This is a genomic window from Shewanella bicestrii (assembly GCF_002216875.1).
Lineage (GTDB): Bacteria > Pseudomonadota > Gammaproteobacteria > Enterobacterales > Shewanellaceae > Shewanella > Shewanella seohaensis.
On record NZ_CP022358.1, the window covers coordinates 4441976 to 4456375 of the forward strand.

The 14400-nt window shown below is 50.3% G+C and carries 15 protein-coding genes and 1 riboswitch; of the genes, 3 read left to right on the forward strand and 12 right to left on the reverse strand.

The window, feature by feature from the left end; genetic code table 11:
- Nucleotides 1-57 precede the first annotated feature (57 nt).
- Nucleotides 58-225, reverse strand: coding sequence for a YqaE/Pmp3 family membrane protein (locus CF168_RS19415; RefSeq protein ID WP_011787651.1), 168 nt, complete (start codon nucleotides 223-225; stop codon nucleotides 58-60).
- A 157-nt stretch (nucleotides 226-382) separates the two neighbouring features.
- Between CF168_RS19415 and CF168_RS19420 the strand changes: the two genes are divergently transcribed.
- Nucleotides 383-1558, forward strand: coding sequence for a GGDEF domain-containing protein (locus tag CF168_RS19420; RefSeq protein WP_089068704.1), 1176 nt, complete (start codon nucleotides 383-385; stop codon nucleotides 1556-1558).
- Here CF168_RS19420 and CF168_RS19425 read toward each other — a convergent pair.
- From CF168_RS19425 to moaA, 11 genes are all read right to left on the reverse strand, one after another.
- Entirely contained in the window at nucleotides 1555-2241 is a 687-nt protein-coding gene (locus tag CF168_RS19425) for a TIGR01621 family pseudouridine synthase (protein WP_089068705.1), read from the reverse strand. The two genes, CF168_RS19420 and CF168_RS19425, sit on opposite strands and share 4 nt — an antisense overlap.
- A gap of 32 nt (nucleotides 2242-2273) precedes the next feature.
- Entirely contained in the window at nucleotides 2274-3530 is a 1257-nt protein-coding gene (locus CF168_RS19430; RefSeq protein ID WP_086903949.1) for a sensor histidine kinase, read from the reverse strand.
- A gap of 49 nt (nucleotides 3531-3579) precedes the next feature.
- Nucleotides 3580-4257, reverse strand: a complete 678-nt coding sequence (locus CF168_RS19435) for a response regulator transcription factor (protein ID WP_089068706.1) — start codon at nucleotides 4255-4257, stop codon at nucleotides 3580-3582.
- Between the two features lie 46 nt (nucleotides 4258-4303).
- Nucleotides 4304-4825 carry a hypothetical protein gene (locus tag CF168_RS19440; RefSeq protein ID WP_086903948.1) on the reverse strand — a complete coding sequence of 174 codons (522 nt, stop codon included), beginning with the start codon at nucleotides 4823-4825 and terminating at the stop codon, nucleotides 4304-4306.
- 325 nt (nucleotides 4826-5150) lie between these two features.
- Complete coding sequence (locus tag CF168_RS19445; RefSeq protein WP_089068707.1) at nucleotides 5151-6254, reverse strand: ABC transporter ATP-binding protein; 1104 nt, start codon at nucleotides 6252-6254, stop codon at nucleotides 5151-5153.
- A complete protein-coding gene (modB, locus tag CF168_RS19450) occupies nucleotides 6235-6915 on the reverse strand; it encodes a molybdate ABC transporter permease subunit (RefSeq protein ID WP_011621084.1) in 681 nt (226 codons plus the stop codon). Before modB ends, CF168_RS19445 begins: the two co-directional genes overlap by 20 nt.
- An 8-nt stretch (nucleotides 6916-6923) precedes the next feature.
- Nucleotides 6924-7727 (reverse strand): molybdate ABC transporter substrate-binding protein, encoded by an 804-nt coding sequence (gene modA / locus CF168_RS19455; protein ID WP_089068708.1) that lies wholly within the window; start codon nucleotides 7725-7727, stop codon nucleotides 6924-6926.
- Between the two features lie 42 nt (nucleotides 7728-7769).
- On the reverse strand, nucleotides 7770-8237 hold the full coding sequence (gene moaE / locus CF168_RS19460) for a molybdopterin synthase catalytic subunit MoaE (protein ID WP_023265973.1): 468 nt from the start codon (nucleotides 8235-8237) through the stop codon (nucleotides 7770-7772).
- Nucleotide 8238: 1 nt separating this feature from the next.
- Entirely contained in the window at nucleotides 8239-8490 is a 252-nt protein-coding gene (moaD, locus tag CF168_RS19465) for a molybdopterin synthase sulfur carrier subunit (protein ID WP_011621081.1), read from the reverse strand.
- Nucleotides 8491-8509: 19 nt separating this feature from the next.
- The gene (gene moaC / locus CF168_RS19470; protein WP_011074083.1) at nucleotides 8510-8989 is read right to left on the reverse strand and encodes a cyclic pyranopterin monophosphate synthase MoaC; all 480 of its coding nucleotides are present in this window, start codon (nucleotides 8987-8989) and stop codon (nucleotides 8510-8512) included.
- A gap of 112 nt (nucleotides 8990-9101) precedes the next feature.
- Entirely contained in the window at nucleotides 9102-10082 is a 981-nt protein-coding gene (gene moaA / locus CF168_RS19475) for a GTP 3',8-cyclase MoaA (protein ID WP_041412503.1), read from the reverse strand.
- A riboswitch (molybdenum cofactor riboswitch) is annotated at nucleotides 10070-10203 on the reverse strand. Its footprint overlaps the gene before it by 13 nt.
- A 252-nt stretch (nucleotides 10204-10455) precedes the next feature.
- Between moaA and CF168_RS19480 the strand changes: the two genes are divergently transcribed.
- Entirely contained in the window at nucleotides 10456-12105 is a 1650-nt protein-coding gene (locus CF168_RS19480) for an electron transfer flavoprotein-ubiquinone oxidoreductase (RefSeq protein WP_011715511.1), read from the forward strand.
- 302 nt (nucleotides 12106-12407) lie between these two features.
- Complete coding sequence (locus CF168_RS19485) at nucleotides 12408-14324, forward strand: methyl-accepting chemotaxis protein (protein WP_089068709.1); 1917 nt, start codon at nucleotides 12408-12410, stop codon at nucleotides 14322-14324.
- Nucleotides 14325-14400 lie beyond the last annotated feature (76 nt).

Here is a 14400-nt window from a genome sequence, read left to right on the forward strand (position 1 = left end):
CCCAATTTACCGCGTAAAAAAGCGCAACCTAGGTTGCGCTTTTTTATTGAGGATTTACTAATCTTTCGTCACCACCCAGAGTGCATGCAACAAACCGGGGAACCAGAAAAATAAACACAACACTATGTTGATTAATAAGTCCTTGCCCGCACCCGCCTTTAAAAATACCGCGACTGGAGGTAATAGAATCGCAATGATGACTAAGAGTAATTTGTTTGTATCCATAGCAGGCTGTCCTTAATTGACCATATCTTTAACTAACTTCGCAGTTAGTGTGCAGGTTTGCAACTTTTTCATCGTTCACAGTTTTGTTTGAGTCGTATATACGTCCGCACAAACTGAAAAAGCCATCTATAGTTAAAGGAAAAAATGAACCCTAACCATGGATCCTCAAGCCCTTTTACTGATTAAGTTTATCTGCCTGCTCACAGGCACCGCCGCTATTGCTTGGGGATTAATCGCTCAACCGTTAAAAATCGCCCCCCTAGCCAGCATGCGGTTTTCCCTCGCCAACCTTTTTGTGCTGTTTGGTATCATACTCAATACCCAACGGACAGAATCAAACAGTTATCTCTATTGGTTTTGCTCCGATATCATCATCTTGTTGGGATTTATCATGCTGCGTTGGGGGACCCAGTATCTGTTTCGCTTGAAGCACAGCACTCAGTTCGATCTAACCATTCTTACTATCACCGCAGTATTGATGTTAACGGTTCCCCCGAGCTCTCACTCAGAGCCAGTGCTAGCCATGCTGTTTTCTGCCAATGCCGCCCTTACCTTTGTGATGCTGACTCGAGATAATTTTATTGCCATCAAGCCAGATGCTGGCAGCAAAGTCGCCACGGCAATGGTGCTGCCATTAGTCGCCATGGTCATTATCTTCACTCTTCGCTTCTTAATCGCCCTGCTTTCATCGAACGAAAACCATGTCTTTATCGCCATCTATCGGGAGGAGGCGACGCCCGTGCTGTGGTTTTATGTTGTCCTCGCCCTTATCATCAACATAGTGATGATTGGCAATGCGATAACACGCCTTGTCAGCAAAATCAGAGTATTAGCCGAGCGAGACCAACTGACTGGGCTGTGGAATCGGCGGGCGATGCAAAAGCGGCTTACGGTTATCCATCAACGCTGGCAAAAAAATGCTGAGCCCTACAGCCTGATACTGCTCGATCTCGATCATTTCAAACAAATCAACGATCAATATGGCCACGCCGTCGGCGATCTCGCCCTACTTACGGCCGCTAGGCTGTTTAGCACTGTATTGAGGGAACATGACGTCCTATGCCGCCAAGGTGGAGAAGAATTTCTGGTATTACTGCCCGCCACCAGCGCGTCCGCCGCCAGAACCGTCGCTGATAAGTTACATAGGGTGTTGAGGGAAAATCCGCTTCAATGCCAAGGGCAGGAGATCCAACTCTATGCCAGCATTGGTTACGCCACCATTTACCGAGGCTGTGAGCCAGACAAGCTCTTAATCGAAGCCGACCATGCCATGTATCGCGCCAAATCAGAGGGGCGAGACAGGATCTGCCAAGCCCTAACACCACAAGCCTAACGCTCTGGCCAGTCTAATGACTCGGGGGCTTGCCACTGTTTAAGCGCCTCAGTCACACCCTGCAAGGTAAAGACCTCGCCCTGCTCGGGCATATCAAGATACGCATAGTCCTGCCTGTGACCATCCTCATGTTGATAACGAAAATGCAGGCAATAGGCGTGTAGATAACAGCGGTCGGCGACATCCGAGCCGTAGAGTGCATCGCCTAAAATCGGTACCCCAAGGCTTGCAAGCGCGACTCGTAACTGGTGGGTTTTCCCCGAGTGGGGTTTGAGTAAGTAAAGCCTAAGCCCTTCGCCAACACTGGTGGAGAAGAATTGGGTTATTGCGGGATTTTCTTTGGTTCGCAGCAACTTAAACATGCTGCGGCGGGATTTAGCCATATCGCCAATCACCCAGCCTTGCTTCTTCTTCGGCTTGCCTTTGGCGAGCGCAAGATAGTATTTCTGCACTTGATGGGCGCTAAAAAGCTCAGTCAACTGCCGCGCCGCCGCTGGATGTTTGGCTAACAGTAACAGCCCTGAAGTCGGCGTATCGAGCCGATGCACGGCAAAGAGTTTTATCCCTAAATCCTGCTCCAGCTGCGCAACGACACCCGCAGTGCCATCTTGGCTGTGAAAATGCACATTCGGCGATTTAGAAATAACAAGAAAATCAGCCTCGTCGGCTATGATTCGGTACATGGGGTTCTCAACACTGTCACGCGGATATTGGCCTAAAACTGAATGGTCACCACTAGGCCTGGATGATTATCCGAAAGAGTAATTTGCGCATTGTGCCGCGACATGATCGCTTTGACCATAGATAATCCTAAACCCGTGCCCTGCAAATGGCGGCTTGGGTCGAGACGCACTAATCGCTCAAACACCCTTTCCTTGCTGTCATCGGGGATCCCTGGGCCGTTATCGCAAATCTTAATTTGGGCGCCAGATTGAATAATATCGATGCGAGCACCTTGGCCTGAGTACTTCATCGCATTGTCGACCAAGTTATATAAGGCCTGGAACAACAAATACTTGTCACCATAAATCTTATGGTCTGATAGGAGCGATAGACTCAAGGTTTGCTCATTCGACTCGGCGACCGCGTCGGCCATGTCCAACAAATCGGTACATAGCTGCGCCAAACTCAGCTCCTGTAAGTCTAAGGTTTGCTGCCCTTCCTCGATGCGTGTTAACGAGAGCATGGCATCGAAGGTCGCAAGACAGTGGTCGAGCTCTTCGGTCAAAATCGCGCAACCTTCGCTGATTTCATCGGGGGATTTGGCCGCTAACTCCTCAAGACCAATGCGAATATGGGATAAGGGTGTACGCAAATCGTGGGCAATGTTATCTGTCACCCCGCGCACCGCCATCAGGTTATTCTCAAGAATATCCAGCACGTTATTAAACTGCAGCGCCAGCATATCGAACTCGTCCTGACGCCAACTGAGCGGCAGACGCGTATCGTAATGCCCCCGCTCAATTTGCTCACTCAAGCGGTTGTACTGCACTAAGCGGCGCAAAATCGCCTTAGAAAACAAATAGCCCAACGCTAAGGTTAACACTATGGTCAACATCACGGCCGTGGCCGCCGCACTGATAAATTTATCGATCAAGGTGGCTAAGTTATCGGTACGGGTGGCAATGAGCACAGGGCCATAGCGGGTCATCACTAGGCCGCCGGTAAGGATATGCAGCTTATCAGGACCGCCAGTTAAAATCGGGAAATCCCGAGTTTGCGGCAGCATGGGCATACCTTCTGGCATAAAGCTTAAGGCACCAACCATGTCATAACTGTTGCGCCAGGCGATGAGCGCCGTCTGCGGATCGGCGGCACGGATTTGCGCTGCAAAACTACGACGGTCCACAGTAAGAGCAAGTTGCTGATAGCGTTGGGTTTCTGACTCGAGATATTGAGTCACTTGGTACTGCTGTTCGATAATCAGTTGTCGATAAAGGGCAAACAGCAAAGCGCCTATGATCACAGTCACTAAGGTCGAGAAGATAATAGTGATGCGCCAGGCGCTGCTTTGGTAAGGCTTAATGCCTTTGGCGTAAGCGATAACCCGCTCCCCTTACGGTTTCAATCAATTCACCGTGGCCTAACTCTTCAAACTTACGGCGTAACTTGGCGATATGCACGTCGATCACATTGGTACGGGGATCGAAGTGATAATCCCATACGGCTTCGAATAATAGTGTGCGGCTAATGACCTGATTGGCGTGTTCCATCAGATACTTAAGCAGTTGGAATTCTTTGGGTTGCAGCATTAAATCGTGACCATCTAAAGTCACATTGCGGGTGAGCAGCTCCATTTTTAAGCCGCCGACCACTAAATCAGTGGTAATAGGGATGGATTGACCCCGTTGCATCAACTTTTCGGCACGCACGAGCAGCTCCGAAAAGGCAAATGGCTTAGTCATATAATCATCGCCACCCGCACGCAGGCCTTTCACTCTTTCATCCACATGGGCCAGCGCCGACAGTATAAGCACAGGGGTTTGATTGCCCGTGGCTCTGAGGGCGGCCAGCAGTTTCAAACCGTCGAGTTGGGGCAACATGCGGTCGAGAATCAAGAGGTCGTACTGACCACTCGTGGCTTGCAGCAGGCCTTGATGACCATCGCTGGCGGTCTCAATATTATGCCCCTGCTCAAGAAATCCTTTAACGATGTAGTCGATCGTTGTCGCATCATCTTCAACTAAAAGTATTTTCATCTGTATGCTGCGCTCCCCTGTCTTCACTTAGCGGTGATGCTCAGTGCTAATCCCACTTAAGTAAAGGTAGTTGCCGTAAATTTTCAATATCGAATGCCAATTTATACTTACCAGTATCATCCAGCAACTTTAACTCTAAGTAACTGATACCTAAGTCATGATCTAACTTTGCGTCGGTCAAAAAGGCCTTATGGTCCTTAGTCGCCATCGCAATAATGCCGGAGAAAGTTTGATGTTTAGTGCTGATAAGGCGCGCGGCTTCCACTTCACCAACATCGTCGGCAGTGACTTTGCCCGCTTTTTGTTTCAATAACTTACCATCTCGCGCCCGATATTCGAAACGGGTAATCGCATTCGCCAGCGGATTAATCAACTCAAACTGGTAGACCAACTCGCCTTCCTGCATTTCCATTTCAAACTCGGCAATCACGCCAGGAAAATCCTTCTCAATTTGCTGCATCACACTTAACGGCGGCTGATACTCACCGCTCGAAAGCATCGAATACATGCTCTGGGCTGCGGTGGCAATCCCAGATACCAACATGAATCCTAGCAACCATAGTCTCATGGCTCCTCCATAAAAATCGGCTAAGTTTGTATCTTATGAGACAATCAGTTAGATGTCGATGGCGTGCTAAAACCCCATCGTTTTTATCCCTGTTTGCCCATGATGGCGCCTCGTTCATCACCCATGTGGATTGCTCAATCCGATTGATTCAGGCTCGGCAAGCACTGACGAATGTATTGAGTTTACCTAATACCTACTGAAACACCGATGGAAACAAGATTAAGCTTTGATCATCTAGGGATTTAACGGCAGCGCAGCTTCGCAAATCAAGCTGAGTTATTCGTTAATGGAGAATAGATTTCGCGAAATGAGGCAAAAAACTTAGTTACTCTAAAATATGAATTTGTTCAGATTTGAGCGCAACCGTAGTTTGCATCCCCTTAGTTAAACCAAGCTTTTGTGCAAGGTGGAGCGACACTTCCGTATTAAGTTGCAACTCAGTCCCAGTGGCGTAACAGACCACGCGCACCGACTCGCCCATCACCAGCAAGGAGTCGATGGTGACATCTAACTTATTAAAACTGCGGCATAAACGTCCATTTGAGATGGCGTTAAATCTGATGCCTTGATTCGGGATCACCCAACGCACTTTACTGCCCACGCTGCGGTCTTTGCCAAAATCACTGGCGATCAGCTGCTCGCCAAATTTGAGCCAAGTAATGTCCTTAGTACGGTCTTGGAACACCACTTCGCCATCGAAAATATTTCTTAAGCCCATCTGCCGCGCAACCGCCTCGTTACGTGGACGCGATAACACCTCAAACGGCGCGCCCTGCTGCAACATCTGACCTTGGCTAATCAAGATCATCGAATCGGCCAGCAACAGCGCTTCATTTAAATCGTGGGTCACCATAATCACGGGGCAAAGCAGCAGCTCTTTTAGGCGAGCAAGTTCGAGGTATAAACGCTCGCGGGTTTCTCTGTCCACCGCCGAAAAGGGCTCATCGAGTAACAACACCGACGGTTCACGGGCAAGGGCGCGAGCAAGCGCAACCCGCTGGCGTTGACCGCCGGAGAGATGCATAGGCAGTCTATCGGGCAACCCATGCAAATTGACCCGTTCTAACCAGTCCTTCGCCCTCGCAATTCGCTCCGATTTGGGAATATGGTCAAGCCCTGCAACCACGTTCTCGAGCGCGGTAAGATTAGGAAAAAGCCCAAAATGCTGTGGCATATAGCCAATATGGCGCTGCTGTGGCGTCAGTGCGGTGCGACTTTGATGGTCGAACCATGGCGTTTCACCAAACACAATACTGCCCGCATCGGGATGATTCAGCCCTGCGATCATCCGCAGCAACGTTGTCTTACCGCCCCCCGAAGGCCCGACAACAGCCAACACCTCACCCGCCTTACAGTTAAATTCGGCGCTCAGTTTAATATGCTTTTGGTTTTGGATCTGGCAATGCAGATCAGCGATGATTTGCGCCACGCTGACCTCCTAAACGCCGCGATAGACTGGTAGTAAGAGCCAATGCGGTAATCGCAAATAACAACAGTACCAATGACATAGTGCCTGCTGCACCAAAATCGAAGGCCTGAACACTGTCGTAGATGGAAATCGAGATAGTTTTGGTCTCGCCGGCAATATTCCCGCCCATCATCAACACGACCCCAAACTCACCGAGTACATGGGAGAAACACAGCACTAAGGCGGTCAGCACCCCAGGCCATACCATAGGCAATTCAATTTTCAGCAGAATCTTAAGTTTGCTCATGCCGCAACAGGCAGCAGCATCGCGCACGTCGTGGGGAACCGCCTCAAAGGCACGTTGTATCGGTTGCAACGCAAAGGGAATATTCACCAGCACGGACGCCAGCACTAACCCCGAGAAATGAAACACTAACTGCTGCCCGGTTAGGCGCTCTAGCCATTGCCCTAACCAGCTTTGACTCCCTAGCCCCACCAGCAAGTAATACCCAATCACAGTTGGCGGTAAGACTAAGGGCACCATGATTAAGGCCTCAACCCAGGATTTACCCACAAACTGACGATAGGCTAAGGCTCGCCCCGCCAGAATCGCCAGCGGGATCAACACCAATACCGTGATGCTACTGAGCTTGACCGATAACCAGAGTGCCTGCCAATCCATGTCTAGCCTTACCGAACGGGTAGACCAAATCCGTATTGCAGGAATACGGCTCTGGCTGCATCAGATTGAAGATATTGATAAAAACGCTCTGCGGTTGCTCCCGCTTTTGGCATCAAGGCCATGCGTTGATTGAGTGGACCATGCAATTCTTCGGGCAAGGCAATCGCCTGACCTAAGGCCTTAAACTGTGGCGCTAAGGCAAGGGATAACGGAATAATACCGCCTTGGGTGGAGCCACTCACGGCAAATTGCGCCGCTTGGGAGGCATTTTCACCCAAGATTAACTTAGTTTGTAGACCATCCCACAAACCTAATTTTTGCAGGAGTTCGCGGGCACGCTCCCCATAGGGCGCATGTTCAGGGTTGGCAATCGCAAAGCGCTCCAACTTGCCTGCGGCGAGCAAGTTTTTTACGCCGTTCAGTTCGGCATCTAAGGTTAAGGGTGACTTATTTGGGGCCACTAAGGCTAGGCGACCGACCGCGTATTGCACGCCAGCATCGCGGGTAAAGCCTGCTTTTTGCAACTCATGGATATAACGCTCATCGGCGCTGAGCAAGAGTTCAAACGGCGCACCATGTTGAATTTGCGCCACAAAATTACCCGATGAGCCATAGGATACTCGCACCTTGAGCCCGGTTTCGGCGCTGAAGTTTTTAACAATATCATCGAGGGCAAACTTGATATTGGCGGCGGCCGCAATCGCTGGCACAGTCTCGGCGCGGCTAACGGCAGGCATCAAGGCGACACAGCACGACAAGCCGAGAGCAAATACTAAACTCCAGATTTTGCCTAACCCTGTCACACTGTGCATAAACTCACCCTCACTCTCGCCTACTACTGACTCAGTCTTACATTAGTCTTTGTGTTGCCACAATTGCGCCGCTTGCTCATCGGCGTCCTTGGCTTCGACCCAATTCTTGCCCTTGTCCCCGGCTTCTAATTTCCAGAAAGGGGCTTTGGTTTTCAAAAAGTCGATTAAGAATTCGCAGGCCGCAAAGGCCGCCTTGCGATGGGCACTGGTGACGCCGATAAACACAATTTGCTCACCTAGCGCCATAGTACCCACACGGTGGATAACAGTGACTTTATTGAGCGGCCAACGCTCACGCGCTTCGGCCACGATTTGCTCGAGCACACGCTCCGTCATACCGGGATAGTGTTCTAAGGTCAGGTCCGTCACCACTGAACCGTCGTTAAAGTCGCGCACCTTGCCCACAAAGGTGACAACGGCGCCATCGCTATTATCTTGGGCTAATTGGTGGTACTCATCGGCCACATTAAAATCGACGGTTTGCACCCGCACATTTGGCAGTAAACGCATATCAACCTCCGGTCACAGGCGGGAAGAAGGCGACTTCATCACCATCGCTCACTCGGGTATCCCATTGACTAATGGTTTGATTCACCGCCACCAGCAATTTGTCCGAGGCTAACACTTTGGCCCATTTATCGTCGGTGGCCGCGAGTGTTGCGCGTAATCCTTCTGCGGTTTGTGTCTGCTCACTCGCTTCAACACTCAGCTGGGCAGTTCCTAAAAGCTCACGAACTTGGGCAAAAAACAACACGTTAATCATATTCTTATCTCGCTTTACGTTATTCAGCTTTAAAGTGTCCCGACTTGCCGCCGCGTTTTTCGAGCAGGCGCACCTGTGAAATCACCATGTCTTTCTGTACGGCTTTACACATGTCGTAAATCGTCAGCGCTGCGACAGAGGCCGCCGTGAGCGCCTCCATTTCGACACCGGTTTTACCGGACAATTTACACAGGCTAGTGATGCGCACGCGATTGTGCTCAGGCTGAGCCTCGAGCTCGACTTCAACCTTAGTTAGCATTAGTGGATGACATAACGGAATTAAATCTGAAGTCTTTTTCGCCGCTTGGATCCCCGCGATACGCGCGGTGGCGAACACATCGCCCTTATGGTGGCTGCCGCTCATGATCATCTCGAGGGTCGTGCTCGCCATCTCGATAAAGGCTTCGGCACGGGCCTCGCGCTCGGTCACGGCTTTCTCGGTCACATCGACCATATGGGCATTGCCGTCGGCGTTAATATGGGTAAATACATTGCTCATTGAAGCGATCCTTTAAACTGATGCCAAATTCAAGCATAGGGAAGTTAAGCGCCATCGCGAAATCTAACCTAATGAAAGATAACGCGATAAGCAGACTAAGACCTAAGTTAGATTAACCGCCAATCGAGGCCAGATGTTGCGTCACGCCGGTAATGCCCTGATGCAGATAATGGGTTTCCTTCTTCTGCGCCAGTTGACCGTGTAACCGCTCGATTAATTCCGCTTGCTGACTCGGGTGTTGCAGTAGATCACGCAAATCGATGCCAGACTCGGTAAAGAGGCATAAGTGCAACTTACCCTTGGCCGAGACCCGCAAGCGATTACAGCTCGCGCAGAAGTTAGTGGCGTAGGGCATGATCAAGCCGATACGGCCCTTAAAGTCACTGTGGCTGAAGTTTTGCGCAGGGCCATCGTCGGCGCGAGGCGTATCTAATTGCCAGCCCTCGGCTTGCAGCTGCGCTTTGATATCGGCACCCGCCAAATGGTGAGCTTGGAAATACTCGCGGCCAAGGCCTGTTTCCATCAGCTCAATAAAACGCAGGTCGATGGGCGTGTGCTTAATCCAATTCAAAAAGCGCGGTAAATCTTTATCGTTCATACCCTTGAGCAATACCGCATTGACCTTCACGCGCTCAAAACCCGCGGATAAGGCGGCATCGATACCACGCATCACCTCGTCGAACTTATTTTCGCCGGTGATCTGGTAAAACATCTTAGGATCTAAGCTGTCTACCGACACATTGATACGGCGCAGCCCTGCGTCGAACCACTCTTGGGCATGCTTCTCGAGCCTATACCCATTAGTGGTAGTAGCTACGGTATGAATACGTGGGTTGTCGGCAACCACTCGAATGATATCGGTAAAATCTTTACGCAGCGTGGGTTCGCCGCCAGTGATACGGATTTTTTGAGTGCCAACCTGGCTAAATGCGGACACAAGGTTTTCTATCTCACTGAGAGATAAAAACTGTTGTTTGCCATTCGGATGATAACCATCTGGGAGGCAATAACTGCATTTGAAGTTACAAACGTCAGTGACTGACATTCGTAAGTAATGAAATTTACGACCAAAATTGTCTTGTAATTGAGACATGATCACCTTTCCAAGTGTGGGAGGCGAGTGCATTTCTTTACTCACCCCAGTGGCCTTATTGCCACGGCTACACCCCCATATCTGTTGACTTAGGTAGGCAAGCTCGGAGAACCGTCAACCGTGATTATAAGCCGAAAGTATTGCCTAGCTATACCCCCAAACAGGTATTTCTTGATCCGCTTCAAGTGGGCGTGAACAATCTGTGACAGCGCTCACCCAAAGATTTGTCATTATTTAGGCTAAACAGCCCGCTTAGCCCCTGTGCCCTGCGGTGATTTTGAGGTAAGGTGGACATCAGCAATAAAACGCCCGTTTACAAACAAACTACAACACCCGGTAAAAATCGGGGATATGCGAAGGAAGAGGTGAACTGATGGAACGCGAATCAATGGAATTCGATGTTGTTATCGTCGGCGCAGGCCCAGCTGGCTTGGCCACTGCGTGTCGGTTGATGCAGATATCACAGAGTTCAGGCAAAGAAATTACCGTCTGCGTGGTAGAAAAAGGCTCCGAAGTGGGCGCCCACATTCTATCTGGCGCCGTATTCGAACCACGAGTGTTAGATGAGCTATTCAGCGACTGGCGCGATTCAGGCGCTCCTGTCACCACAGCCGTGACCCACGATGAAATCTATCTACTCAATTCCGCCACCGACAGCAAGCTGATGCCCAATGCGTTTGTGCCTAAAACTATGCACAACGAAGGCAACTATATTGTCAGCGTAGGTAACCTCTGCCGTTGGCTCGCGACCCGCGCCGAAGCGCTCGGCGTAGAAATCTTCCCTGGCTTTGCCGCCAGCGAATTACTCTTCAATGAAGATAACAGCGTGAAGGGCATCCTGATTGGTGACATGGGCGTCGGTGCCGACGGTCAGCCGAAGGACAGCTTTATGCCCGGCATGGAACTACACGCCAAATATACCGTGTTCTCAGAAGGTTGCCGTGGTCACTTAGGCAAACAGCTGATCGCGAAATACCACTTAGATAATGGCAAGACACCACAGCATTACGGCCTAGGCTTTAAAGAAATCTGGAAAGTCCCCGCCGAACAACACGAGCAAGGTAAAGTGGTGCACACAGGTGGTTGGCCATTAACCGATGGCGCATCGGGTGGCGGCTTCCTCTACCATATGGAAGACAACCAAATTGCCGTGGGTCTGATTATCGACCTCAACTACAAGAATCCCCATTTAAGCCCGTTCGATGAGTTCCAACGTTATAAGACTCACCCAGTTATCGCCAAATACTTAACCGGCGGCGAGCGTTTGACCTATGGGGCTCGCGCAATCACTAAGGGCGGCCTGAACTCACTGCCGAAGATGAGTTTCCCCGGCGGTCTGCTGATTGGTTGCGATGCAGGCACCTTAAACTTTGCCAAGATCAAAGGCACCCACACCGCGATGAAGAGCGGTATTGTCGCGGCCGAAACCTTAGCCAAAGCGATGCTGGCCGAGGTCGAAGGCGGTAAAGATCTGGATTGTTTCCAAACCCATCTGGAAGAAAGCTGGTTACACGAAGAGTTATATAAGTCGCGTAACTTTGGCCCAGCAATGCACAAGTTTGGCACTTTCCTCGGCGGCGCATTTAACTACATAGATCAAAACTGGTTCGGTGGTAAGTTCCCAATCACCCTGCGTGATGAGCACCCAGACTATGCACAAATGGCCCCAGTCAGCGCCTACAGCAAGATTGATTATCCCAAGCCCGATGGCAAACTCAGCTTCGATAAGCTCTCTTCAGTCTACCTGTCGAGCACTTATCATGAGGAAGACCAGCCTTGCCATCTGCGCTTAAAAGACAACAGCATCCCGCTCGGGATAAACCTGACGCAATTTAACGAGCCAGCCCAGCGTTACTGCCCTGCCGGTGTGTACGAAATCGTTGAAGAAGCAGGACAACCTAAGTTTGTCATCAATGCGCAAAACTGCATCCACTGCAAAACCTGCGACATTAAAGACCCGAGCCAAAACATTACTTGGGTGACGCCTGAGGGCGGTGGTGGCCCAAACTACCCGAATATGTAACTCAACCGGAATAAGGCGCTCATTGAGCGCCTTATTTTTGCTTGCCTTCACGCCACACTTTGGTCACAATTGCGCCATAAAAATCATACGCTCCAAATCAGTAACTCATTTCCATCTATACTCTACATAACAAGATCTACCGCAAGAGCAACAGGTTAGGCCTAATAAATGTCTTGTACGCTGTTTTATTCGGCATTCGACCTAAACAAAGGTTAACTTTTACATTTCTGTCCGATACTTGTTATTGGCTAGAAAACGTCGACCGATATTTCTAAACGTCTAACACAGGCATATTGATATTTATGATATTGAATAACCTTACTATTAAGCAGAAAATCCTGCTGACAGTGACATTTGCTGTTCTGCTGTCGACCATACTCGTGGGCGTCCTCAGCCAACGTAGTGCAAAAAGCGTGGTACAGCAGCGTATGCTTGGGTCGGAAATGCCCAGCCTAATGATGCAGATCCGCAACAAGATTGAGCTAGATATTTCGAGCTTAATGAATGCCGCCGAACAACTCGCCAGCAGCCGTATGTTACTGCAATGGCTTGAAAACGGTCGTCCGCAGGAGCAAGAGCCGCAAGTCGTTGCCCAGCTGAAGGACATCACTCGCCAATATCATCTGGCCCAAGCCTCCTACGCCGATAGACAAACCGCCGCCTACTACACTCAGGATGGTTTTTTACGTGTACTCACCCCAGCGCAGGACGGTTGGTTTTTTGGTTATCGCGACAGCGGCCAAGAGCGAATGCTTAACGTCTTTACCGAAGCCAATGGCGAGGTAAAACTCTTTATCAACTATCAGCAACCTAATGGCCGTGGGCTCGTTGGCCTCGCCAAATCCCTCGATGATATGGTGCGCCTACTGGGCTCCTTTAAGATTGAAGAAACTGGCTTTGTTTACTTAGTCGATGCCAAAGGCGAGATAAAACTGCACCCCGACGCCAGCCAAATTGGCAAGAGTAGCCTCAAGAGCTTGTACTCTGGCGCCAACATCAGCTCATTACTCAATCGTAATGATTTCAACCTGATCGATACCCAAATCCAAGGTGAAAATACCTTCGTAGCCAGCAGCTATATTCCCTCCATGGATTGGTATCTCGTGGCACAAGTGCCCGAAGCCGAAGTGTTCGCCCTGCTAACGGATGCCGCCTACCAGATTTTAATTTGGACCTTAATCATTGCCGTGGGCTTTATCATGCTGGCGATTGTGGTGGCAGGTTCAGTAAGCCGCCCTATCGCACAAGTCGCGGCAATGTTCCGTGATATCGGCGAAGGTGAAGGCGATTTACGTCAGCGCCTCCCTGTTAAAGGTGAAGATGAAATTGCCCAACTAGCACAAGGTTTTAATAGCTTTATCAGCAAAATCCAAGACTCAGTGATTGAGGTTGCGCAGACCAGTGAACAGCTCGGCTTCTCAGCGAAGGATGTGTCTAATCAGGCGCAGCAAACCCTTGAAGACAGCCATGAGCAAAAAGATCGCACTATGATGGTAGTGACCGCCATCAATGAGATGGGTGCCACGGTAAATGAAATCGCCAGCAATGCCGCCCAAGCCGCTGTTGCTGCGAAAGATGCCGATACCGAATCCAATAGTGGCCAAGTGGTGGTAACCCGTGCTCGAGATACCATTAATCAGCTCTCTCAGGATGTGGAACAAGTTGGTGAAGTGATTGAATCCCTCGCGACTCATACCAAATCTATCGGCGGCATTCTCGATGTGATCCGCGCGATTTCGGAGCAAACTAACCTGTTAGCCCTAAACGCCGCGATTGAAGCCGCACGTGCTGGTGAGGCGGGACGAGGCTTTGCAGTGGTAGCCGATGAAGTCCGTAATCTGGCATCGCGCACCGCCGCATCGACCAACGAAGTCCAAGGTATGATCGACAAGTTGCAATCCGAGGCCAGTCGAGCGGTGAATGCCATGGCCCAAAGCCGTGCGCGCTCACACGAAGGGGTGGCCGCTGTCGATGAGGCGAGCCAATCTCTGGTAGGCATTAGTGACCGTATTGGCCTGATCAGCGATATGAATATTCAAGTGGCTGCTGCGACGGAAGAGCAATCGACCGTAGTGGAAGACATCAACCGCAACGTGACCGAAATTAACGAGATCACCCAGCGCACCGCCAGCACGGCACAAGCTGCGGCACAGGCGAGCTTAGCGCTAAATCAACTCGCCCACCGCTTAGACACCTTAGTGGCGAAATTTAAGGTGTAAGTCCAAGATGGGTTGAAACCAAACAACAACGCCTTAGCGAATCTCTCCCTAAGGCGTTTTTATTGAATCGCTTTAA

Bases quoted from the DNA above. Each gene is read 5' to 3' on its own strand.
- CF168_RS19420 (WP_089068704.1), top strand. From the start codon at position 383: ATGGATCCTCAAGCCCTTTTACTGATTAAGTTTATCTGCCTGCTCACA.
- modA (WP_089068708.1), bottom strand. From the start codon at position 7,727: ATGCACAGTGTGACAGGGTTAGGCAAAATCTGGAGTTTAGTATTTGCT.
- moaA (WP_041412503.1), bottom strand. From the start codon at position 10,082: ATGTCTCAATTACAAGACAATTTTGGTCGTAAATTTCATTACTTACGA.
- CF168_RS19480 (WP_011715511.1), top strand. From the start codon at position 10,456: ATGGAACGCGAATCAATGGAATTCGATGTTGTTATCGTCGGCGCAGGC.
- moaD (WP_011621081.1), bottom strand. From the start codon at position 8,490: ATGATTAACGTGTTGTTTTTTGCCCAAGTTCGTGAGCTTTTAGGAACT.
- CF168_RS19425 (WP_089068705.1), bottom strand. From the start codon at position 2,241: ATGTACCGAATCATAGCCGACGAGGCTGATTTTCTTGTTATTTCTAAA.
- CF168_RS19415 (WP_011787651.1), bottom strand. From the start codon at position 225: ATGGATACAAACAAATTACTCTTAGTCATCATTGCGATTCTATTACCT.
- moaC (WP_011074083.1), bottom strand. From the start codon at position 8,989: ATGAGCAATGTATTTACCCATATTAACGCCGACGGCAATGCCCATATG.
- CF168_RS19485 (WP_089068709.1), top strand. From the start codon at position 12,408: ATGATATTGAATAACCTTACTATTAAGCAGAAAATCCTGCTGACAGTG.
- CF168_RS19435 (WP_089068706.1), bottom strand. From the start codon at position 4,257: ATGAAAATACTTTTAGTTGAAGATGATGCGACAACGATCGACTACATC.
- modB (WP_011621084.1), bottom strand. From the start codon at position 6,915: ATGGATTGGCAGGCACTCTGGTTATCGGTCAAGCTCAGTAGCATCACG.
- CF168_RS19440 (WP_086903948.1), bottom strand. From the start codon at position 4,825: ATGAGACTATGGTTGCTAGGATTCATGTTGGTATCTGGGATTGCCACC.
- moaE (WP_023265973.1), bottom strand. From the start codon at position 8,237: ATGCGTTTACTGCCAAATGTGCGGGTGCAAACCGTCGATTTTAATGTG.